Here is a 21,008-nt window from a genome sequence, read left to right as displayed (position 1 = left end):
TGCACAGGGAAGTGAGAACCATGGCCGATCCCGCCCGTACCACCCTGCCGCTGCCCGACTACGAGCATCTGCCGATCGGCGGCCTGGAGAGCCGTGTGCGGTCGCTGTCCGCGGACGAGGTCGAGGAACTGCTGGCGTACGAGCGGTCGCACGCCGACCGGCTGCCGGTGACCGAATTGCTCGGCGCCCGGCTGGACCAGTTGCGCGCGGGCGCCGAGCCGACGTCCGGCGACCCGAACGCGCTGCGTCCCGAGACGGGTCACGGCGGCCGGGGAGGCTCGCGTGTGACGCCCGCGACGTCGCCCCAGCCGCACAGCGCTCCGCCGCACGGCACGCTGGACCAGCCGGCCCAGCCGAAGGGCGACCGCACCTAGGGAAGCAGCAGACCAGAGGGCCCGTGCCGGTGCACGGGCCCTTTTCCATGCCCGGCCTCCGCCGAAGTGAGGTGGATCACAGGTTCAAGGTGCAGCGTGGAGGGGGGGCCGGCGTCTTTCGAGAGGTGTAGGAGGCCACTGAGACGCGGGACGGTGAGGATGGAGCAGGTTCGGGGGGCGGACGGCTTCGACGAGTTCGCGGCCGCCCGCTGGTCGGCGCTGCTCCATGTCGCGCGGCTGCTCACGGGGGGCGACCGGCAGCGGGCCGAGGATCTGGTGCAGGAGGCCCTGGTCAAGCTGTGGTTCGCCTGGCCGAAGGTGGCCGAGCAGGCACCCGAGGCGTACGTGCGCACCGTGCTCGTGCGGCTGGCGGCGCGTTCGGCGCGGCGCCGCTGGTGGGGCGAGCGGCCGGTGGAGCAGCTGCCCGACCGGGCCGCCCCGGGCGACATGTCGTCCGCCGTCGCGGAGCGCTCCCGGCTGGAGGCGGCCCTGGCGACACTGTCGCCGAAGCAGCGGGCCGCGGTGGTGCTGCGCTACTACGAGGACCTGCCCGAGGCCCAGGTCGCCCAGGCGCTGGGATGCCCGGTGGGCACGGCACGGTCCCACGCGTCACGCGGAGTCGCCCGGCTGCGCCGGCTCCTGTCCGACGCCGTCAGGCCCGTGGGGTGAAGGGAGAAGCGATGGACGACTTCGAGCGGGACCTGTCGCGCCTGATGCGCGACGCCCAGCAGCACACCCCCTACGAGGCCGAGCACCGGCGGCGGCTGCACGCGGGCATCCGGGCCCGGCGCCGGGCCCGGATGCTGTGGAAGGCGGGCGGCTCCGCCGTCGCGGTGGCCGGAATCAGTGTCGGACTGGCCCTGCTGCCCGGCATGCTCACCCGCGCCCAGCCCCCCGCCGATCACCGGCCTCAGCCGTCGACGAGCCCGACCTCGTCCGTCGACACCACCCCCACCACGGACGCGCCGGAGCCGAGTCCCACACCGACGCGCCCGGAGCCGACGGCACCCGCGACCACGAGCGGCGGCGTCACGCCCTCGGGGACCACGAGCGCGACGAGCGAACCCACGCCCAGTGCCACGCCCTCCAGGGGCCGGAGCACGTCGGCGCCGCCCACCCCGCCGCCCTCCCCCACGCCCACGACGGTGCCGCCGTCCGTCCTGGAGTCGGAGGAGCCCTCCGCGTCGGCCTCCGTCGAGTAGCCCCCCTCTCGGGGCGACGCGCCCCCGAGACCCGTCACCGCACCACCGCCCACCCCGCCACGGGCGCCTTCGCCATGCCCGCGACCGGCGCCCGCATGCCAGAAAGAGACCGTGACCCAGCCATGAGAACCGTACGGCGGTCGCTGCCGGCCGACCGCCCGACACCGAGCGAGCCGTCCGCGCTGCCGCGCCGCGCGCCCCTGTCCGCGCACCACCCGGAGCCGGTCCTCGACGTGGTGGTCCCCGTGTACAACGAGGAACACGACCTGGAGCCGTGCGTCCGGCGCCTGCACACGCACCTCGCCGAGACCTTCCCGTACTCCTTCCGGATCACCGTCGCCGACAACGCCAGCACCGACCGGACCCCGCTGATCGCCGCCCGGCTGGCCGCCGAACTGCCCGGCACCCGCTGGCTCCGGCTGGCCGAGAAGGGCCGCGGCCGTGCGCTGCACGCCGCCTGGTCGCGCTCCCGGGCACCGGTCCTGGCCTATCTGGACGTCGACCTGTCCACCGACCTCGCGGCGCTGCTGCCGCTGGTCGCGCCGCTGATCTCGGGCCACTCCGACATCGCCATCGGCACCCGGCTGGCGCGGGGGGCGCGGGTCGTGCGCGGACCGAAGCGGGAGATCATCTCGCGCTGCTACAACGGGCTGCTGCGCTCCACGCTCGCCGTGCGGTTCTCCGACGCGCAGTGCGGGTTCAAGGCGGTGCGGCGGGACGTCGCCGAGCGGCTGCTGCCGCTGGTGGAGGACCGCGAATGGTTCTTCGACACCGAGTTGCTGGTCATCGCCGAGCGGGCCGGGCTGCGGATCCACGAGGTTCCGGTGGACTGGGTGGACGACCTCGACAGCCGGGTGCACCTGCTGTCCACGGCACTGGCCGATCTGCGCGGCATGGCCCGGCTCGGCCGGGCCCTGGCCCGCGGCCGGCTGCCGCTGACCGCGCTGCACCGCAGCGACGCCGAGCTGGCCGGAGAGCTGCCCGACGGCCTGGCCCGGCAGGCGGTCCGGTTCGCGGCCGTGGGCGCCGCGAGCACCCTCTTCCACCTGCTGCTGTTCACGGCGTTCCGGCCGGCGGCGGGAGCGCAGACCGCCAACGCGCTCGCGCTGCTCGCCAGCGCCGTCGCCAACACCGCCGCCAACCGGCGGCTCACCTTCGGGGTCCGGGGCCGTGGCGGGGCGCTGCGCCACCATCTCAAGGGGCTCGCGGCGTTCCTGATCGGGCTGTCCCTGACCAGCGGTTCGCTGGCCGCCCTCCAGCACGGCGCGCCCGGAGCCGGCCATCGGGTCGAACTCGCGACGCTGATCGCCGCCAATCTGGCCGCGACACTGCTGCGCTTCCTCCTCTTCCGGGCCTGGGTGTTCCCCGCCCGCCCCGCCCGCCGCACGACAGGACCCGCATGAGCACCCTGGAGCTGCGCCGGCCGCCGTCCGGCCCGGACCGCCTGCGGATCCCGCGCCAGGAGTTCCGGCGACGGTTGCGCCGGGCCGCCGCGCGCTACGGGCCCGTGCTGCTGACGTACGGCGTGCTGAAGCTGGCCGGATTCGCCGTCTTCATGTGTCTGCTGGACTCCGCGGGCGACTTCCGCGAGAAGAACCCGCGCTTCGGTGGCGGCGCACACCCCTGGGACGTCCTGGCCAGCTGGGACGGCTGGTGGTACCAGCAGATCGCCGCCCACGGGTACGACCCCGCCCTCGAACCGGTGCCGGGCGCGAAGGGCCTGATCACCCTCGAAGGCAACTCGGCGGCGTTCTTCCCGCTGTACCCGGCGCTGATGCGCCTGGTCTCGGAGTGCACCGGGCTCGGCCTGTACGGCGCGGGCCTGACGGTGTCCGTGCTGGCCTCGTTCGTCGCCGCGCTCGGCGTCCACACCGTCACGCGAGACCTGGGCGGCCACCGGGCCGGGCTGGTCGCGGTCGGGCTGTGGGCGGTCTGGCCGGGCTCGGGCACGGAGTGGTCGGGGTACTCGGAGTCCCTCTACACGGCCCTGGCCGCGTGGGCCTGTCACGCCGTCATGTCCCGCCGCTGGCTGACCGCGGGTCTGCTGACCTTCGCGGCCGGGCTCTGCCGGCCCACCGCCGTCGCACTGGTCGCCGCCCTGGCCCTCGCCGCCGTGCTCTCCCTGCGCAGGCGGCAGGACGGGGTACGCCGTCCGCTGGCCGCCGTGGCGATCGCTCCGCTGGGCCTGTTCGGCTATCTCGCCTGGGTCAACCTCCGCATGGGCGACCTCAACGGCTATTCCAAGCTCCAGGACGGCGCCTGGGCCCACAAGTTCGACTGGGGCGTCCACACGTTCCGCGTCCTGACGTCCGTCCCCGTCGGGCACTTCGACTACCTCTTCGCCATGCCCTTCGAAGACGTCATCGGCGTCTGCGTGGTGCTGGCGGTGCCGGTGCTGACGGTGCTGCTGCTGCGGCTGCGGCCGCCCGCCGTGCTCGTCGTCTACACCGTACTGTCGTATCTGATGGTGATGACGACCCAGCAGATCTTCGGCAACGTCTCGCGCTATCTGCTGCCGCTCTTCCCGCTGTTCGTCCCCCTGGCGCTCGCGATGCGCCGGCTGCGATGGCCGTCGCTGACCGCGGTTCTCGGCACCGCGGCACTGGCCTCCGGCTCGTACGCGGGGTACGTGCTGTTCGAACTCGGGGTGCCCTAGGACGATCACCCGATCGGCCGCGCGCCGCGGCGAAGCACCCCCTTCACACACGACGTGCCGAGGGGTGACGCCCGCTCCCCACGGTGCCCGCCCCCGGGCACTTCATGCGGCCCCGGGGCCCGGACGGCATACTGATCTTGCCCGGCGCGGGACCGGGCGCGAGGGCCGGAGAGGGGATGACGGGACGTGACCACCGGAGGAACAGGCGGTCGGGGAACGCCCGGCGAGCCGGACGGCGTCCCCTCGGTGCCGGACGAGGTGTGGCTGCGGTTCCTCACGGACAGCGAGTCCGCCATACGCGTCTCCGCCCCCAGGGAGCCCTCCGCGACCGAGCGTGCCGGCGGACGGCAGCCCCGACCCCCGTACGCCGTCGGTGACCTGTGGCAGCCGGAGGACCTGTGGATCCGGGTGGCCTGGCGGGACCTGGACCGCCGGGCCAAGGCCCGGCGCGTGGGCCGGGTGGTCGCCACCGCCGCCGCCGTGGCCCTCGCCCTCGGCGCCTGGTCCCAGCTGGCCACCGGCACCGGCACCGGCGAGCGGTCCGGGGACGGCACCGTGCCGCAGGTCGAGGGCGCGACCGTGGGACTGCCCACGGCCACGGCCCGCCCGTCCGGATCGCCCTCCCCTGAGCACCCGAGATAGCACACGCGGACGAGACCCCTGCCGCGCTGCCGCCTACCATGAGCCCACAGGCCGGTCCGGACGCCGGCCCGGACGCGGCCCCGCAGACGAGTCCACCGGTACGCGCACGCCGACCGAAGGGGGACAGTCATGAGCGCGCCCCGTCTCAGCAGTACGCCGCTGCCGGGCATCGGCGTCCGCTACGACCTGACGACCCGGGACCACCGCCGCCTTTCGGTGGTCGCCCACCGCGACGGCCAACGGACGATCAGTGCCTACCGCGAGGACGACCCGGACGCCTGTGACCTCTTTGTGCGGCTGACGGGGGACGAGGCGGCCACCCTCATCGACGCGCTGATGCCCGCTCACCACACGCCGAACCTGCTGTCCACGACGGACCTCGGTCTCGTCGCCGAGCGGGTCGAGCTGCCCGGTTCCTCGCACTGGAACGGGCGGCGGCTGGGCGAGTCGCGGATCCGCACCGACACCGGTGCCTCCGTCGTGGCGGTGCTGCGCCGGGCCGCGGCGATCCCCTCCCCCGCCCCGGACTTCCGGCTCGCCGGCGGTGACGTCCTCATCGTGATCGGGACCCGGGAGGGCGTGGAGGCGGCCGCCGCGATACTCGGCCGGGAGTGACCCGTCGGGCACGACTCCGCCCTGTTCCTGATCGAGTTCGGCTGCCTCAACCTCGGGCTCGGGCTGCTCGGCCGGCTCGCCGGGCGCTTCCGCTTCTCCCCCATCCCCCTTTATCTGCTATCGGGTCGGGCCTTCGGCGAGGGCGGCCTGCTGCCGCTGGGCGCCAGCGAGGACTTCGTCGCCGTCGGCGCCGAGATCGGCGTCATCCTGCTGCTGCTCATGCTGGGCCTGGAGTACACGGCCAGCGCCTGACCGGGCTCCGGTCACGCCGCGGGGGCGCCGGGCCCGCGGCGCCCGTTCCGCCCGGCGGACACGAGACGATCGAGGGCCGGGACGCGGTCGGCCGCGCCTGATGCCGGAGCCCCGGGCTCAGCCCGTCGTCCACCCGCGCCGCGCGTCGAGCCGCTCCCAGTCCGCTTCCCACGCGGCCATCCGGCGCCGGTCGAGGGAGAACCGGGCCAGCCGGGCGGCCCCGAGCAGGGCCGCGGCCGTGGAGGAACCGGCCAGGGTGCCGCCCAGGGCGGTGTGGAGCCAGGCCTCACCGTCCGACACCGGTGCCGGGGTGAGGTCGCCGCTCCGGTCCACCCACACGGGGATCGTGCTTCCGGCGGGAGCCCTCGGCGGGACCCGCGCCTCGTCCCGCTGCGCCGAGCCGTCCGGCGCGGTCCACCGCACGGTGCCCCAGACGCGGTGATCGCTCGCCGACCGGGCCGGCGAGGGACCGGGGGCGTCCTCGACGAGGACCGCGAGGACCGGACGGCTCTCCGCCCGCTGTCGTGCGACGGCCCGCTCGACCGCGTCCGCCGCCATCAGCCCGCCGCCCACCCCACCGAGCAGCGCGCACACCCACCCGGCGAGCACCACCCAGGCCTCGACGACGTCGACGCGCCGCTTCAGCGCGTTGCGCCGCCACCGCCACCACCGCACGCTCGTGCGCCCTGACACCGGCATCGGCCGACACCCCCTCGTGCACCGGCAACCCCCTCCAGTGTGCTCCGGCACCGCCCCGCCGGCCCGTCGGCGGGGGAGCGCGAAGACGCCGGTGTGTCAGCCGGCCCACCGGTCCTCGCCGGGCCTGCGCAGCACCGACAGCAGGTCGTCCTGACCGGCCACCGCCTCCAGGGCCAGCGTGCGGTAACCGGCCCGCCCGAAGAACACGGTGATGCGGTCCTGGTCCTCGCTGAGCACGGTGCCCTCGCCCCACTGCTCGTGCCGTACCTCGGTGCCGACGGGGTAGGCCGCCGCGGCCGGGTGGACAGGCCGATCCTCGGACCCGTCCTCGTCCCGCCGGCCGTCGCAGACGTCGCAGTTCCCGCAGCGGCCCGGGTAATCCTCGCCGAAGTAGCCGAGCAGGAAACGCCGCCGGCAGCCGGTGGTCTCGGCGTACGCCCGGGCCATCTCGACCCGGGTCCGCTCGGTGCGGCGATGTGCCCGGGCCGTCTCCGCGGCCTCCTCGGCGGCTTGCTCCGGGGACATGCCGGAGGCGGGGCGCACCTCGCCCTCCTCGCCGGTGGCGACGGCGTCGGCTTCCTCCAGCAGGTTCACCGCCGCGGTGACCCGGTTCCTGGACAGGCCCGTGTCCTCGCGCAGTTCGTCGAGGCCGGCCGGGTCCCGGCGGTGCTCGTGCACGGCGTTCGCCACGTCCGACAGGGCCTCGTGGCCAGGGGTGCGCCCCGCGAAGTACGACCGCATCCCGGTGTCCTCGGAGCGGTAGTGCAGCACGGCGAGGGCGGGTTGGCCGTCCCGGCCGCAGCGGCCGATCTCCTGGTAGTAGGCGTCGAGGGAACCGGGCAGCGACGCGTGCAGGACGAACCGTACGTCCTCCTTGTCGATGCCCATGCCGAACGCCGAGGTCGCCACCACCACGTCGGCCGTGCCGGAGAGGAAGGCGTCGTGGATCCGCTCGCGTTCGGAGGCGCGCAGCCCGGCGTGGTAGGCCTCGGCGGACAGTCCCAGGGCGGCCAGCTCCCGGGCGTAGTGCTCGCTGTCCTTGCGGGTCCCGGCGTAGACGATGCCCGGTTTGGGTTCGGCGGCGGCCCGTTCGACCACGGCTCGGCGCCGCTCCTCGTCGTCCAGGAAGCGGCGGACCCGCAGCGTGATGTTGGGCCGGTCGAAGCCGGTCACCAGCAGGCGCGGCCGGCGCATCCCCAGGCGTTCGGCGATCTCCCGGCGCACGGGCGCGGCGGCGGTGGCGGTCAGGGCCAGCACGGGTGGACCGCCCACGCGCCGGACGGCCTGCTCCAGGCGCAGGTAGTCGGGCCGGAAGTCGTGGCCCCAGGAGGACACGCACTGGGCCTCGTCGACGACGAAGAGGGCGGGGCGCAGCGCGGCCAGCCGCTCCACCACTTCGTCCTTGGCCAGTTGCTCGGGTGACAGGTACAGGAGGCGGGCGTCGCCGCGGCGCACCGCCTCCCACGCCTCCCCGGTCCCGGCCGCGCCGAGGTCGGAGTTGACCGCGACGGCACCGGGCGCGCGGTCGCCGTCCGGCAGGCCCGCGATCTGGTCGCGCTGGAGGGCCAGCAGCGGCGACACGACCACCACCGGCCCGGACAGCAGCACGGCGGGCACCTGGTAGACGGCGGACTTGCCGGAGCCGGTGGGCATGACGACGAGGGTGTCCTCGCCGTCGAGCACCCATTCCATGGCGGTGAGCTGCTCCGGCAGGAGGGTGTCCCAGCCGAACACCTCGGCGGCGGTGTCCCGCAGGCGTCCGGCGTTGTCCGTCCGCGGCTCCTCACGTCCCATGCCGGGCTCCTCGCTGTTCCGTGCGGTCGCGTCCGGATGTCGCGCCCGCGGCGCCCTCTGGGTACCCGCCGGTCCGCGGGCGTATCAGCCGGTGCCCGGCGCCGGCGTCACCCGGGGGGCGCGGCGACGCGCACCCGGTCACCACCGCCGTCGCCGCGGAGGAAGGACGCCAAGGCCTGTCCTTCTTCCATGACGGCGGCCCGGTCCGCCCGGGTGAGGCGGCGCAGCGGACTGACCACGACGGTGTCCGCCTCGACGGTCCAGGTCGCGGCGACCCGGCCGTCGACCAGGACGAAGCGGGCCCCGGTCACGGACAGGCCGCGATGCGCGTCGTCGATGATCCGGCGGCGGTCGTGGTAGCCGAGGACGGCGTTGTCGAACGCGGGCAGGAACCGCACCGGGGCGGGGGTGCCGGGGTCGGGGCGCGGCGCGTCCGGGAGGTCGAGCAGTTCCCGGCCGCGCTCGTCGCGGAAGCGGACCAGTTCCCCGCGCAGTGCGCGGACCGCGGCGGGGAGTCCGGTCAGGCCGCACCAGGCGCGCAGGTCGGCCGAGGCGGCGGGGCCGTACGCGGCGAGGTAGCGCCGCAGCAGCGTCTGCCCCACGGGGTCGGAGGCGTCCGTGTCCAGCGGGTCGATGTCGCGTCCCAGCCACGTGGCGACCAGCGCGTACCGGGCGCCCGCCCTGGTCCGCCACACCCCGCGCGGCGGCAGCTGCACCGTCGGGAGGAGGCCCGCGGCCAGCATCTCGCCGAGCGGCCGCGGCCCCACCCCCGGCCATCGGTCCTCGACGGCTCGGGCCAGGGCCGACATGGAGCGGGGCTCGCCGTCGGCCATGACCGTGCGGCCGGCCGCCGCGAGCGCGCCGAGGTCGACCCCGTCGAGCTCACGGCGGTACACCCCGAGCACCCGTCGGCGCAGCATGTCGTCGTGCCGGGCGCGCCAGGCCAGGAGGTCGTCTGCGGTGACGAGATGGACGGTGCGGCGCATGAGGTGGGCCCGCACCACGCGCCGCCCGGTCAGCAGCTGCGACAGTTCCGCCGGGTCGAACGCCCGCAGCCGCGACCAGAGCCCGGTGAACGGCTCCTGCGGCTCCTGTGCCTGGAGGCCGCCGAGGTGGGCGACGGCGTCGAGCACCGGCAGCCCGGCGCGGTCGAGGAGCAACTGCCGGGCGAGGGTGGCGCGGTTGAGCGCCCGGGAGTCGAGAACGGTCATCGGAACACCTGTGCCTTCGGGACGGCTGCTTGCCCGCTCACCGTCCCAGGCCTTGCGGTCAGGTGCTGACCGCGACGGGATCGGCGGTCCGGCGCCGCCTTTCCCTATGTTCCCTATCGAATTACTAGGAAAGTATTGACGGCGCCTGACGGCACTGCGCAGGATGATGCGCATGGCCCACACATCTTTCCGGTGTCCGCGCTGCCGCTGAGCCCCGACCCCCCACCGTGTCACCGAAGTTGAGGAGACCCCTGTCATGGGCGTTGCCCCCGCGCTGCCCGGGCCCGACGCGGAGTCCGATCCGGCCGGGCCCGGCCGGGACCACTGGCTGCGGGTGGCCCGCGAGACGGCGGAGGACCTGGCCACGGACGCGGTCGCCAGGGACCAGGCGGGCAAACCCCCGTTCGACGAGGTGGCCCGGCTGCGCGAGTCGGGGCTGCTGGCCCTCCTCGTACCGGCCGGGCTCGACGGCGGTGGCGCCGGCTGGCCGACCGCGTACGCGGTGGTGAGGGAGATAGCGGCGGCCGACGGCGCGATCGGCCAACTGCTCGCCTGCCACTACTTCATGTCGTGGAGTGCCGGGTTCCTCACCGAGCCCGGGCGCGCCGCCGCGCTGGAGCGGCGGACCGCGGCGGAGCAGTGGTGCTGGGGCGGTGGCCTGGCGCGCCAGGAACCGGCTCCGGCCCTCGCCAGGACCGCGCAGGGCCTGGTGCTGAACGGCCGTCAGAGTTACGCCGCGGGGGTGCTGGTCGCCGACCGGCTCGCCGTGCGGGCCGTCCGGGCGGACACCGGCGAGCCGTTCGCCGTGGTGGTCGATCCGGCGCGGCAGGGCGTGGTGGTCGACGGTGACGCCGACCCCTTCGGCCAACGGCTCGCGGCCGGCGGCAGCGTGGAGTTCGACGCCGTGCCGGTCGCCGCCGCGGACCTCCTGGGCTCCCTGGCCGCGGACGACGACGTCCTGTCGCCGCCGACCGGCCTGCTGTCGCCGGTGGGACGCCTGCTGTCGGTGCAGATCCGGCTCGGCATGGCGGAGGGGGTGCTCGCCGAGGCCCGCGAGTACAGCCGGGCCGGCCGCGCCCCCTGGCACCCGGACTGGCCGGCCGGGTCGCCCCGGGACCCGCACGTGCTGACCGCCTACGGGGAACTCACCGTGCTGACCCGCTCGGCGTCCGCTCTGGCCGACCAGGCGCGGGACGCCGTGCAGGCCGGGCTGGAACGCGGGGAGGACCTCTCCTACGAGGAGTACGCGGAGATCTCCGTCCTCGTCGCCATGGCCGAGGCCGCCGCGTCCAGGGCCGTCCAGGAGACCACCGCCCGCGCCCTCGACATCATCGGCGCCCGCTCGGCGTCCGCGCGGCTGGGCTTCGACCGCTTCTGGCGCAACGCCCGCACCCACACGCTGTACGAGCCCGTGACGCACCGGCTGCGCGACGTCGGGGACTACTTCCTCAACGGGGCGCATCCGCCGTTCGTCCTTCCGGTCTGAGCGGCCCTTCGGACCCTCGGGGTCGCCGCGCGAACGTTCTCCCGGCGTCCGGCGTCACAGCGGTAGCCGTCGTCGAAGGGACAACCGCCATGACCGCCGGGTCTCGTACCGTCCGTGCCGCCCGTACCGCCCTGTCCGCGGGACTGCTCTGCGCGGTCGCCGCCTGCGGCAGCGGCGCACCGCACGCCCGGGGCGCCCAGGGCACGCAGGCCGGCGGCCGGACGGCCTGGCAGGAGCCCGCCGCGTACTCCTACACGCTCCGGTCGAGCGGAGGTGAGCGGACCCTGCTCGGCGCGTTCCGGGTGTCGGTCCGCGACGGCGCCGTGGTCGAGGCGGTGGGCCTCGACGACACCGCCCGGCGCGTGGTCGCCGGCACGCCCGAGGCGGTACCGACCCTCGGGCAGCTCCTCGCCGAGGTGGAACGGGCACGCCGGGCCGGCGCGGCCACCGCCGAGGCCGATTACGCGGACGACGGGCATCCGGTGCGGATCGTCCTGGACGAGGACGACAACGCCGTCGACGACGAGGCCCGCTACGACATCAGCGCCTACACGCCGACCGGCCGGGGCTGATCTTCGTCACGGGGCCCGTCGGACGACAGGCCGGTCAGCTCCGCCGCCGTGCGGGCCGGCTCCAGGTGCGGGCCGATCCACTCGCACATCAGCACCGTGGCGTCGTCCTGGAGTTCACCGTTGTGGTAGTCGAGGACGGCCTGGATCAGGCGGCGCAGGGTCTCCGGGACGGGCAGGCCGTCGGCGTGGTGGCGGATGAGGAAGTCGGTGAAACGGTCCAGGCCGAACTCCCGGTCACCGGCGCGGCGCGCCTCGGTGATGCCGTCGGTGTACAGCACGATGCGGTCGCCGGGCTGGAGGTGCTCCTGGCAGACGGTGCCGGGCAGCCCGAGTTCGGTGCCCATGGGGTGGGCCGGGCGGCACTCGAGGTGGGTGGTCCAGCGGTTGCCGCGGATGACGATCGGCGGATGGTGGCCGCGGTTGACCCACCTCAGGATCCCGGTGCGCGTGTCGAGGGTCGCCAGGACACCGGTGACGTAGCGGCGGTGGTCGTACTGTTCGACCAGGGCGGCTTCCACGGCGTCGGCCTTGGCGAGGAGGTCGGCGCCCTGGCGGCGGGCGTTGCGGCACGCCCCCAGTGCGAGCGCCCCGGACAGCCCTGCGGCGGTGTCGTGGCCCATGGCGTCGAAGATCGTCAGATGCACGATGTCTCCGTCGAGGGCGTACTCGAAGAGGTCGCCGCTGATGTCGTAGGCCGGTTCCAGGGCCGCGGAGACGGCCACCCGACCGTCCGCGTAGGTACGGGGCGGCAGGAGGTTCCACTGCATCTCGGCGGCCACGCTCATCGGCCGTGCGCGCGTCAGCCTGGCCACGGTGTCGCTGGTGCCCCGCTTGCTGACGACGATCAGGGAGACGAGCGCCGCCAGCGACTCCATGTCGGTGCGGGCCTCGGCGTCGTTGTGCTCGGCGCTCACCCGCAGCAGGCCGATGCGTTCCGTTCCGTCCAGCAACGGCACCCACCACTCGAACACGCCATCGCCCGGCGGCGCGGCGGGCAGCACGTCGCAGTACTGGAAGGCCCGCCCGGCCAGCGTCCCCTCGATGGGCAGTTCCCTTTCGAGCCCGCCGTCGGCCGCCTCGTCCCCGGGGAGGAGACACAGGGTCCGGCGCCGCAGATCGGCGAGGTAGATCAGCACCCGGCGGAAGGATGCGGCGCGGGCGCACGCGTTCGTCTTGGCCGGAAGCAGCTCGACGGGCATGAGGTGGCTGGCCTCCAGCAGCTCGGAGAGCATGCGCCGCCCGCCCTCGCCCCTCCGCCCAGCGGTGTCACTCCGATCGCTCCGAGCGCTCCGCTCGCCCTCGGTGCTTCGCTCCATCACCGCTCACCTCCGTTCCGCCGCACAACACGGCTACCCGCGAAACGGCGTGTGGCACGGACCCGGGTGCCGGGTGCCGGGGAAAGTGAGTGGAGCCGCTCCGGCATGGCGGGGCTTCAAGGGGCCGCCTCCGGGTACTTCCATGGTGGAACGACCCGCCGAAGGAGGAAACGGAGGCGCGAGGGCCGTGTTGCTGTCGCATTCTCTCGATCACGGAGTACTCGTCATCACGGTCCGCCAAGACCCCGGCATCGGCGGGCGCGCCTCGCTCCTGACGCAGATCAGCGCCCTGGTGGAGGCCTACCGGCCGGCCCCCGTGGTCGTCGTCCTGGACGAGCCGGCCGCGCAGGGCGCCGCGGTCAGCGTCGTCCTGCGCGTCCACCGCCTCTGCAGCCGGCTGGGCGTGCTGATGTCGGTCGCCACCGGCAGCGCGCCCACCCGCCGCGTGCTGGAGGCGAACGCCGACACCGCCGGCACCCGGCTGGTCATCCACGCGCGTACCGACACGGCCGTCACCGCCGCGTACGCCGCCGCGGCGTGAGCCGGTCCCCGCAAGGCCCCGTCACGGCATCGTGCTCTGGGCGCTGATCAGTTCCATGACCGCGCGGAGACCGCCGCGGGCGAGGGCGGCCCGCTGCCGGTCCGCGCCGGTCCCGTCCTGCAGCAGCCGGTGCACCAACGACGTCACCTGACGGGCGTCCCCTGACGCGTCGAGGGCGGGAGCCACGTACCGCAGGAGTTCGTACAGCATGTCGCCGGCGCGCTGCGGTGTGCCGTCGGGCGCGATCAGGGTGTCCTCCAGACCGTACCGGGCGGCGTGCCACATGGCGGCCTGGAGCAGCTCCGGGGCCGGGTCGGGCGCGGGCACCCCGTCCGCCGCCTCGGCCAGGGCGGTCTCCACCAGGGACCGGATGACGGCGGCGAGCATGACCGCCTCGTCCGCCCGGAGCTGGACGTCCAGGCACCGCACCTCCACGGTCGGGTAGGTGGACGACAGACGGGCCTGCCAGTAGAGCTGACCGGTGTCGGAGATCAGACCGGCCTGCTGCAGGCGTGCCACGCGCCGGTCGTAGTCCTCGGCGTCGCGAAAGTAGGGCGGGATACCGCTGACCGGCCAGCGGCTGAAGATCACGGTGCGCCAGCTGGCGAACCCGGTGTCGTGGCCGTCCCACAACGGAGAGTTCGCCGCCATGGCCGTCAGCGCCGGCAGCCAGGGCCGCATCCGGTTCAGGACCTGCACCCCGGCCTCCCGGTCGGGCACGGCGACATGCACGTGCGTGCCGTTGACCAGCTGTTCCGCCACCAGTTGCGGCGCCTGCGTCACCATGGCGCGGTACCGGGCCTGGTCCGTGACGGCGACGGGCCGGCCGTGGCGCACCGGCGGGGTGCCGCAGGCCGCGATCCGGCAGCCGTGCTCCTCGGCGGCCACGCCGACGGCGTGCCGCAGACGCAGCAGGTGTCCTCCGGCCTCCTCCAGCGTGGCGCACACCGGCGTGGCCACCTCGACCTGCGCCTGGAGCAGCTCGTACTGCACCTCCTGGTCCGCCACGAGACGTCCCAGCCCCGCCGCGGCGCGCACCTTGTCCGCGTGCGGCACCGGCAGGCCCGTGACCGGGTCGACCAGCAGGTACTCCTCTTCCACGCCGATCGTCGTCATCGATCACCCTCTGTTCCGCCCGGCGGGCCGGGCCGGGCCACCCCCGCCGGAGTACCGAGTGCCGCGCCCTCTGCCGGGCAAACCATGACAGGGCCGACATCGCCCGCACGGGTGGTGGAAGGAGGCCGTTCGGCCCAACCGGGCCGCGACACACGGTGATCGCGCGGACCGGCAGGGCTAGGTTCCTCCGGGCTGGGCACTCCCCGCCGCGCCCGTCAAGAAGACCGCTGCTGCCGATCGAGGATCTGATGGCGACACACACCGAACCCGTTGCGCCGGTACCCGCGGCGGAACGCCGCGGCAGGGGCCAGGTGATCGTCTCCTGGATGACGACCACCGACCACAAGAAGATCGGGCACCTGTACCTGATCACGTCGTTCCTGTTCTTCCTGATCGCGGGGGCACTGGCGATGGCGATCAGGGCGGAGCTGGCGCGGCCGGGGCTGCAGATCCTCTCCAACGAGCAGTACAACCAGGCGTTCACGATGCACGGCACGATCATGCTGCTGCTGTTCGCGACACCCACCTTCGCCGGCTTCGCCAACGCGGTCATGCCGCTGCAGATCGGCTCGCCCGACGTGGCGTTCCCCCGGCTGAACATGCTCTCGTACTGGCTGTTCCTCTTCGGCGGCCTGATCGTGCTCGGCAGTTTCCTCACCCCGCAGGGCGCCGCCGACTTCGGCTGGACCGCGTACACGCCGCTCAGCGGCGGGGAGCGCACCACCTACGTCGGCGGGGACCTGTGGATCATGGGGCTGGCGCTGTCCGGCTTCGGCACCATCCTGGGCTCGGTCAACTTCATCACCACCATCATCTGCATGCGCGCCCCGGGCATGACGATGTTCCGGATGCCGATCTTCACCTGGAACGTGCTGCTCACCTCGGTGCTGGTGCTGCTGGCCTTCCCGGTCCTGGCCGCCGCGCTGCTGGTGCTGGAGGCGGACCGGCGGTTCGGCGCCCAGGTGTTCGACCCGGAGAACGGCGGCGCGGTCCTCTGGCAGCACCTGTTCTGGTTCTTCGGCCACCCCGAGGTCTACATCCTGGCGCTGCCGTTCTTCGGTGTGATCAGCGAGATCATCCCCGTCTTCGCGCGCAAGCCGATCTTCGGCTACACCGGCCTGATCGGCGCCACCATCGCCATCGCCGGACTGTCGGTGACGGTGTGGGCGCACCACATGTTCGCCACGGGCGCGGTGCTGCTGCCGTTCTTCTCCTTCATGACGTATCTGATCGCGGTCCCGACGGGTGTGAAGTTCTTCAACTGGATCGGCACCATGTGGAAGGGCTCGCTGTCGTTCGAGCCACCCATGCTGTGGGCGGCCGGCTTCCTGGTCACCTTCCTCTTCGGCGGCCTGACCGGTGTCATCCTGGGGTCGCCGCCGCTCGACTGGCACGTCACCGACAGCTACTTCGTGGTCGCCCACTTCCACTACGTGCTCTTCGGCACCATCGTCTTCGCGATGTTCGGCGGATTCAGCTTCTGGTGGCCGAAGATGACCGGCACCATGCTGAACGAGCGCCTGGAGAAGGTGCACTTCTGGACGCTGTTCGTCGGCTTCCACACCACGTTCCTGGTGCAGCACTGGCTGGGCGCCGAGGGCATGCCCCGCCGTTACGCGGACTATCTGGCCGCCGACGGCTTCACCGCCCTCAACACCGTCTCCTCGATCGGCGCCTTCCTCCTCGGCCTGTCGACGCTGCCCTTCCTCTACAACGTGTGGCGCACCGCTCAGAAGGGCGAGCGGGTCGAGGTCGACGACCCCTGGGGCTATGGGCGTTCTCTGGAGTGGGCCACCTCCTGCCCGCCGCCGCGCCACAACTTCCTGACCATGCCCAAGATCCGCTCCGAGTCCCCCGCGTTCGACCTGCGCCATCCGGACGTGGCCAGCCTGGACCAGGCGGAGAACACCGGGCGCCGGGACGTGGTGGAGCCCGAGGGGCACAAGGGCGACCGGCCGTGACCCGCGGCGGCCATGACGCGCCGGACGGGGAGCGGCCCGGCGTGCTGGCCGCGGAGGCCGAGGGCTATCTGCTCGCGCACGCCCATCACGAGCAGATCCGGCGCGAGGCCGAGGAACTGCGCGCGCGCCTGCCGTGGCTGACCACCGCTCAGGCGGAGGAGCTCACCGGCCACTACGTCCGGCTGCGGCTCGACGTCAGCCGTCAGCTGCTGATGGGCACGGTCCGCCGGGCCGAGGAACTGCGTGAGGAGTACGAGGACCGCTACGCCGCTCTCCGGCGCGTCCTGCTCCGCCGTCACGCGGCGGCCGCCTGCGCGCTCCTCGCGTGCGGTGCCTGGGTGAGCTCCCTGGCCGGAGTGCTCACCCGCTGACCGGCCCCGCCGGACGGTGGTGCACAGTGGGGTGGAGTTCGGGCGTCGGAGGGGCGGTGTGATCGTGAGTCGGATCCTGGTGACCGGTTCCGCGGACGGGCTGGGACGGGCGGCGGCGGACACCCTGCTGTCGGCCGGACACGACGTGGTGGTGCACGCCCGGAACCGGCAGCGCGCGAGGGAACTCGACCCGCTCGTCGAGCGGGGGGCGCGACTCGTCGTCGGCGACTTCACCGACCGGGACGCGGTACGGCGCATCGCCGGCGAGCTCGACGAGGCGCCGCCGCTGGACGCGGTCGTCCACAACGCCGGGGTGTGGCGGGGGCCGGCCGTCATGCCGGTGAACGTCATCGCCCCGTACCTGCTGACGGCGCTGCTGCGCGGGGTGGGCCGGCTGGTGTACCTGAGCAGTGGCTCGCACTTCGGGGGGCGTCCCGTCCTGGACGGGGTGGACTGGCGGGGCCGGAGCGCGGGGTCGTACGCCGACAGCAAGCTGTTCGTCACGACCCTCGCGGCCGCCGTGGCCCGGCTGCGTCCCGGCGTGCCGAGCAACGCGGTGGATCCCGGCTGGGTGCCGACGAAGATGGGCGGGCCGGGCGCACCGGACGATTTCGAACTCGGCCACCGCACCCAGGAGTGGCTGGCGACGAGTGACGAGCCGGCGGCCCTGACGACCGGCGGCTACTGGTACCACGGCGAGCGGCGGGAGCCGCACGCCGCGGTCCACGACCAGACCTTCCAGGACCGTCTGGTGCGGACGCTGGCGGAGGAGACGGGCACCGCGCTCTGACTGCGGCGTCAGGCCGTTGCCTCCGCGCCGTCGAGCGGCTCGTGGGCGCAGGTCAGGGGAGCCCCGGGGGGCGGGCTGCTCCTTCAGGTGCTGCGCCCGTCCGTGAGGAGCAGGCGGGTCGTTTCGCCCGCCTGTACGCCGATCGCGCGGTCGGGGAGTTCGACGACGATCGGCGGCAGGTCGGAGGGTGGCACGGCGATCTCCAGCTGCCCGCTGCTGAGGCGCAGACGGATGCCCCAGTGGCCCTGGTAGGCGATGGAGAACCCGTACGACGACAGCTCCGGCAGTGGCACCGGGTCCAGCCACAGGGCGCCGGCGCGGGTCTCCAGGCCGGTCAGTCCCCGCTGGACCAGGTCGAGGGTGCCGGCCATGGCGCCCAGGTGGATGCCCTCGCCCGTGGTGCCGCCCTGGAGGTCGGCGATGTCGCCGCGCAGGGCCTCCTGGCAGAACGTCCACGCCTCGGCCCGCCGGCACCGGGCCAGGATCCAGCCGTGGACCAGGCCGCTGAGGGTGGAGCCGTGGCTGGTGCGGGCCAGGTAGTGGTCGACGGTGCGGCGCCACGTCTCCTCCTCCAGCCGGTATCCCAGGTGCCGGAACAGCCCCTGCAGTTCGGCCGGTGAGAAGAGGTAGCCGAGCATCAGCACGTCGGCCTGTTTGGACGCCTTGTAGCGATTGGCGCTGTCGCCCTCGGCCTCCAGGATCCGGTCCAGGCGGCGGATGTCGTCGTAGCGCTTGCGGTAGTCGTCCCAGTCGAGTTCCGCGAGGTCGCCGTAGCCCTCGAACTGGCTGATGATCCCGTCGTGGAAGGGCACGTGCAGGGTGCGGGAGACGTCCTCCCAGCGCTCGGGCTCGCCGGCGTCCAGGGCGATGCGCTCGACGAGTTCGCGGCGGCGGGGTTCGGGCAGGGTGCGCAGCACGTCCAGGGCGCGGGTGAGCACCCAGGCCGCCGTGACGTTGGTGTAGGCGTTGTCGTCCAGGCCGGGCCGTTCGGCGCCCGGGTAGGCCTCGTGGTACTCGTCGGGGCCGACGACCCCGCGGATGCGGTGCCGTCCCAGGGCCGCGTCCCAGGTCGCCGAGTCGGCCCAGAAGCGCGCGATCTGCAGCAGCATCTCGGCGCCCTTGGTGTGCAGGAACTCGGCGTCGCCCCCGGCCTCGCAGTACTGCCACACGTTGTACGCGACCGCCGAGCCGACGTGGTGCTGGAGGTGGGTGTGGTCGGGCAGCCAGCGGCCCGAGCGGGGGTTGAGGTGCAGCTGCTGGGTCTCCTCGCGTCCGTCGCTGCCGCTCTGCCACGGATACAGCGCGCCGCGCCGGCCGACGGCACGCGCCGCCGCGCAGGCCCGTTCGAGACGCCGGTGGCGGTAGTGGAGCAGGGCGCGGGACACCTCCGGGAAGTGCAGGTTGAGGTAGGGCAGGACGAACAGCTCGTCCCAGAAGACGTGCCCCCGGTAGGCCTCGCCGTGCAGTCCGCGGGCCGGTACCCCCACGTCCAGCTCCGCGGTGTGCGGGGAGAGCGTCTGCAGCACGTGGAAGAGGTGCAGGCGCAGGATGCGGCCGGGTTCCCCGGGCACGTCGAGCTCGGCGCGGCGCCACAACTGGGCCCAGGCGGTGCGGTGGGAGGCGAGCAGCCGGCCGAACTCCGGTGCCGCTGCGACCCGGTCGACGGCGGCCTGCAACGGGTCGCTGATCGCCGGGTCGTGCGAGGTGTGCAGGGCGACGGTCTTGTCGAGGGTGGCGGTGCGGCCCGGGGCCAGTGACAGGGTGAGGCGCTGGACGGCGCGTGCGGGTTCGTGCGGGGCCGTGACGGGCTCCGCGGCGGTCAGCCGGGCGGCCATGCCGACGCGGACGTCCGAGGTGCGGGTCCGGCAGCGCAGCCACACGGTGTCCGGCCCGGCGGTCCCGGTGTGCACATGGGTCAGGTGACGGCCGTCCAGATCGCGGTAGCGCGGCACTCCGGCGTTGGTCACCGTCCCGTCGAGCGCGGCCTCGACCTCCAGCGCGCCGGTGAAGCCCTCGGCGGTGAACTCGCAGCGCAGCGCCGCGAGATGGGGGTCGGCCATGTGCACCAGCCGCCGCTGCCGTACGGCGAGGACCCGTCCGGCGCCGAGGGCGTAGCGGGTGCGGCGCTCCAGCAGGCCCTCGTCGAGGTGGAGGGTCTGCCGGTGGTCCAGCACGGGCGCCGTGTCCGGGGACAGCCACCGGCCGCCCGGGAGCCGGAAGCGCAGGGGCAGCCAGTTGGGCAGGTTGACCAGGTCCTCGTTCTCGACGCGCCGTCCTGCGACCTCGGAGACCAGCCGGTTGTAGCAGCCGGCCGCGTAGGTGCCCGGGTAGTGGACGCCGTCGGCCGCGCACTCGGGCAGCGCGCCGCGGGTGGCGAAGCGGCCGTTGCCCAGGGTGCACAGCGACTCCCGCAGCCGCTCCTCGGCGGGGAGATATCCCTCGTACTCCCAGATGCGCTCCGTCACGGGCCGTGTCCTCCTAGACGCGCTGCGGAACGACGGCGACCGGGCACCCGGCGTGGTGCAGCAGGGTGTGGGCCACCCTGCCGAGCTGGAGCCCGAAGTGGCCCTGCCGGCGCCGGGCCCCGACGATCACCAGGTGGGCCACGGCCGAACGGTGCACGAGTACCGTGCCGGCCGGACCCTCCAGGGTGGTGCGGTGCGTCCGGACGCCCGGATGGTCGGCCATGGGGTCGCGGAGCAGCGCGTCGAGTTCGGCACGGGCCCGCACCTCGTGGTCGCGCCCGGGTGCCTCGGCGAGCGTGTCCTCGTCGGCGGCTTCGCGCGCGGGGCAGCGCCAGGCGCGTACGGCGTCCAGGACGCAACCGTGGGCCTCGGCCTCGCGGAAGGCGAAGCGCGCCGCCTCCGCGCCGGTGGCGGGGCCCCCGGCGCCGAGCAGGATCCGGTCGTGTGGGCCGGCCGGGCCGGCGTGGCCGCCGCGCATCACGATCACCGGGCAGTGCGCCCGGGCCGCGACGGACAGCGCCACGGATCCGAGCGCGAGTTGCCTCAGACCGCCGCGACCGCGGGAGCCGGTGATCAGGGCGGTGGCGTTGTTGCCCTCGTGCAGGAGGGCGTCCGCCGCGTCGGCGAGGAGCACGTCGGTGGTCACCTTCACGTCGGGGTGGCGCCGCGCGGCGCGCTCCGCCGCGGAGGCGACGATGTGGTCGGCCATGGTCCGGCCCGTGGGGCGGGCCGGGCCGGCGGACGGGGTGAGGGCCTCGTAGCGCTCCCAGAGGGAGCCGTGGATCAGCCGCAGCGAAAGACCGTGCCGGGCGGCCTCGTCCACCGCCCAGTCGACCGCCGGCATGCTGCCGGCCGAACCGTCGACGCCCACGACCAGGGGCAGTTCCGTCATCACCGTTCCCACCGCCTCGCACTGGAGCCCTGCTGGGTCCGTGTCCTTTCCAG

20 protein-coding genes and 1 pseudogene are annotated in these 21,008 nt (G+C 74.1%); 14 read left to right on the top strand and 7 right to left on the bottom strand.

What is annotated here, in order from left to right:
* Positions 1–20 precede the first annotated feature (20 nt).
* From ABTZ58_RS25360 to ABTZ58_RS40255, 8 genes and pseudogenes are all read left to right on the top strand, one after another.
* Positions 21–374 carry a DUF8129 domain-containing protein gene (locus ABTZ58_RS25360; RefSeq protein ID WP_351360927.1) on the top strand — a complete coding sequence of 118 codons (354 nt, stop codon included), beginning with the start codon at positions 21–23 and terminating at the stop codon, positions 372–374.
* A 159-nt stretch (positions 375–533) separates the two neighbouring features.
* Complete coding sequence (locus ABTZ58_RS25355; RefSeq protein WP_351360924.1) at positions 534–1,043, top strand: SigE family RNA polymerase sigma factor; 510 nt, start codon at positions 534–536, stop codon at positions 1,041–1,043.
* Between the two features lie 11 nt (positions 1,044–1,054).
* Positions 1,055–1,576: a cellulase gene (locus ABTZ58_RS25350; RefSeq protein ID WP_351360921.1), complete on the top strand. Its 522-nt coding sequence runs from the start codon at positions 1,055–1,057 to the stop codon at positions 1,574–1,576.
* Between the two features lie 122 nt (positions 1,577–1,698).
* Entirely contained in the window at positions 1,699–2,979 is a 1,281-nt protein-coding gene (locus tag ABTZ58_RS25345) for a bifunctional glycosyltransferase family 2/GtrA family protein (protein WP_351360918.1), read from the top strand.
* A complete protein-coding gene (locus ABTZ58_RS25340; RefSeq protein WP_351360915.1) occupies positions 2,976–4,232 on the top strand; it encodes a putative hexosyltransferase in 1,257 nt (418 codons plus the stop codon). Before ABTZ58_RS25345 ends, ABTZ58_RS25340 begins: the two co-directional genes overlap by 4 nt.
* A gap of 186 nt (positions 4,233–4,418) precedes the next feature.
* Positions 4,419–4,874, top strand: coding sequence for a hypothetical protein (locus ABTZ58_RS25335; RefSeq protein WP_351360912.1), 456 nt, complete (start codon positions 4,419–4,421; stop codon positions 4,872–4,874).
* A 129-nt stretch (positions 4,875–5,003) separates the two neighbouring features.
* Entirely contained in the window at positions 5,004–5,489 is a 486-nt protein-coding gene (locus ABTZ58_RS25330) for a cation:proton antiporter regulatory subunit (protein WP_351360909.1), read from the top strand.
* Positions 5,490–5,510: 21 nt separating this feature from the next.
* Positions 5,511–5,735, top strand: a pseudogene (locus tag ABTZ58_RS40255) (cation:proton antiporter); the annotation flags it as partial.
* 123 nt (positions 5,736–5,858) lie between these two features.
* Here the strand turns inward: ABTZ58_RS40255 and ABTZ58_RS25325 are convergent.
* The 3 genes from ABTZ58_RS25325 to ABTZ58_RS25315 form a co-directional block, all read right to left on the bottom strand.
* Positions 5,859–6,440: an Rv1733c family protein gene (locus ABTZ58_RS25325; RefSeq protein ID WP_351360907.1), complete on the bottom strand. Its 582-nt coding sequence runs from the start codon at positions 6,438–6,440 to the stop codon at positions 5,859–5,861.
* A gap of 96 nt (positions 6,441–6,536) precedes the next feature.
* Positions 6,537–8,234, bottom strand: a complete 1,698-nt coding sequence (locus tag ABTZ58_RS25320; protein ID WP_351360904.1) for a RecQ family ATP-dependent DNA helicase — start codon at positions 8,232–8,234, stop codon at positions 6,537–6,539.
* Between the two features lie 107 nt (positions 8,235–8,341).
* On the bottom strand, positions 8,342–9,445 hold the full coding sequence (locus tag ABTZ58_RS25315) for a winged helix DNA-binding domain-containing protein (protein ID WP_351360901.1): 1,104 nt from the start codon (positions 9,443–9,445) through the stop codon (positions 8,342–8,344).
* A 256-nt stretch (positions 9,446–9,701) separates the two neighbouring features.
* On the opposite strand from ABTZ58_RS25315, the gene ABTZ58_RS25310 reads away from it, so the two are divergent.
* Both ABTZ58_RS25310 and ABTZ58_RS25305 read left to right on the top strand, forming a co-directional pair.
* Positions 9,702–10,931, top strand: coding sequence for an acyl-CoA dehydrogenase family protein (locus ABTZ58_RS25310; protein ID WP_351360899.1), 1,230 nt, complete (start codon positions 9,702–9,704; stop codon positions 10,929–10,931).
* Between the two features lie 89 nt (positions 10,932–11,020).
* Positions 11,021–11,503, top strand: a complete 483-nt coding sequence (locus ABTZ58_RS25305) for a DUF6174 domain-containing protein (protein WP_351360896.1) — start codon at positions 11,021–11,023, stop codon at positions 11,501–11,503.
* Here the strand turns inward: ABTZ58_RS25305 and ABTZ58_RS25300 are convergent.
* Positions 11,479–12,735, bottom strand: a complete 1,257-nt coding sequence (locus ABTZ58_RS25300) for a PP2C family protein-serine/threonine phosphatase (RefSeq protein ID WP_351360893.1) — start codon at positions 12,733–12,735, stop codon at positions 11,479–11,481. The genes ABTZ58_RS25305 and ABTZ58_RS25300 overlap by 25 nt on opposite strands.
* Before the next feature lie 274 nt (positions 12,736–13,009).
* Here ABTZ58_RS25300 and ABTZ58_RS25295 point away from each other — a divergent pair, with 274 nt between their 5' ends.
* Positions 13,010–13,360: a hypothetical protein gene (locus ABTZ58_RS25295; RefSeq protein WP_351360982.1), complete on the top strand. Its 351-nt coding sequence runs from the start codon at positions 13,010–13,012 to the stop codon at positions 13,358–13,360.
* Between the two features lie 21 nt (positions 13,361–13,381).
* Here the strand turns inward: ABTZ58_RS25295 and ABTZ58_RS25290 are convergent, their stop codons facing one another.
* Positions 13,382–14,476 (bottom strand): carboxylate-amine ligase, encoded by a 1,095-nt coding sequence (locus tag ABTZ58_RS25290; protein ID WP_351360891.1) that lies wholly within the window; start codon positions 14,474–14,476, stop codon positions 13,382–13,384.
* A gap of 248 nt (positions 14,477–14,724) precedes the next feature.
* Between ABTZ58_RS25290 and ctaD the strand changes: the two genes are divergently transcribed.
* The 3 genes from ctaD (at position 14,725) to ABTZ58_RS25275 (ending at position 17,598) form a co-directional block, all read left to right on the top strand.
* Positions 14,725–16,437 (top strand): aa3-type cytochrome oxidase subunit I, encoded by a 1,713-nt coding sequence (gene ctaD, locus ABTZ58_RS25285; protein ID WP_502996121.1) that lies wholly within the window; start codon positions 14,725–14,727, stop codon positions 16,435–16,437.
* Positions 16,434–16,808 (top strand): hypothetical protein, encoded by a 375-nt coding sequence (locus ABTZ58_RS25280; RefSeq protein ID WP_351360886.1) that lies wholly within the window; start codon positions 16,434–16,436, stop codon positions 16,806–16,808. Before ctaD ends, ABTZ58_RS25280 begins: the two co-directional genes overlap by 4 nt.
* Positions 16,809–16,872: 64 nt before the next feature.
* Positions 16,873–17,598, top strand: a complete 726-nt coding sequence (locus ABTZ58_RS25275) for an SDR family NAD(P)-dependent oxidoreductase (RefSeq protein ID WP_351360883.1) — start codon at positions 16,873–16,875, stop codon at positions 17,596–17,598.
* Positions 17,599–17,681: 83 nt separating this feature from the next.
* On the opposite strand, the gene ABTZ58_RS25270 is transcribed toward ABTZ58_RS25275, so the two are convergent.
* Both ABTZ58_RS25270 and ABTZ58_RS25265 read right to left on the bottom strand, forming a co-directional pair.
* Positions 17,682–20,063: a glycoside hydrolase family 65 protein gene (locus ABTZ58_RS25270; RefSeq protein ID WP_351360880.1), complete on the bottom strand. Its 2,382-nt coding sequence runs from the start codon at positions 20,061–20,063 to the stop codon at positions 17,682–17,684.
* Between the two features lie 13 nt (positions 20,064–20,076).
* Complete coding sequence (locus tag ABTZ58_RS25265) at positions 20,077–20,955, bottom strand: universal stress protein (protein WP_351360877.1); 879 nt, start codon at positions 20,953–20,955, stop codon at positions 20,077–20,079.
* Positions 20,956–21,008 lie beyond the last annotated feature (53 nt).

Origin of the sequence: Streptomyces sp. NPDC094143 (assembly GCF_040303825.1) — a bacterium.
GTDB lineage: Bacteria > Actinomycetota > Actinomycetes > Streptomycetales > Streptomycetaceae > Streptomyces.
This window is presented reverse-complemented; position numbering and strand designations above follow the sequence as displayed.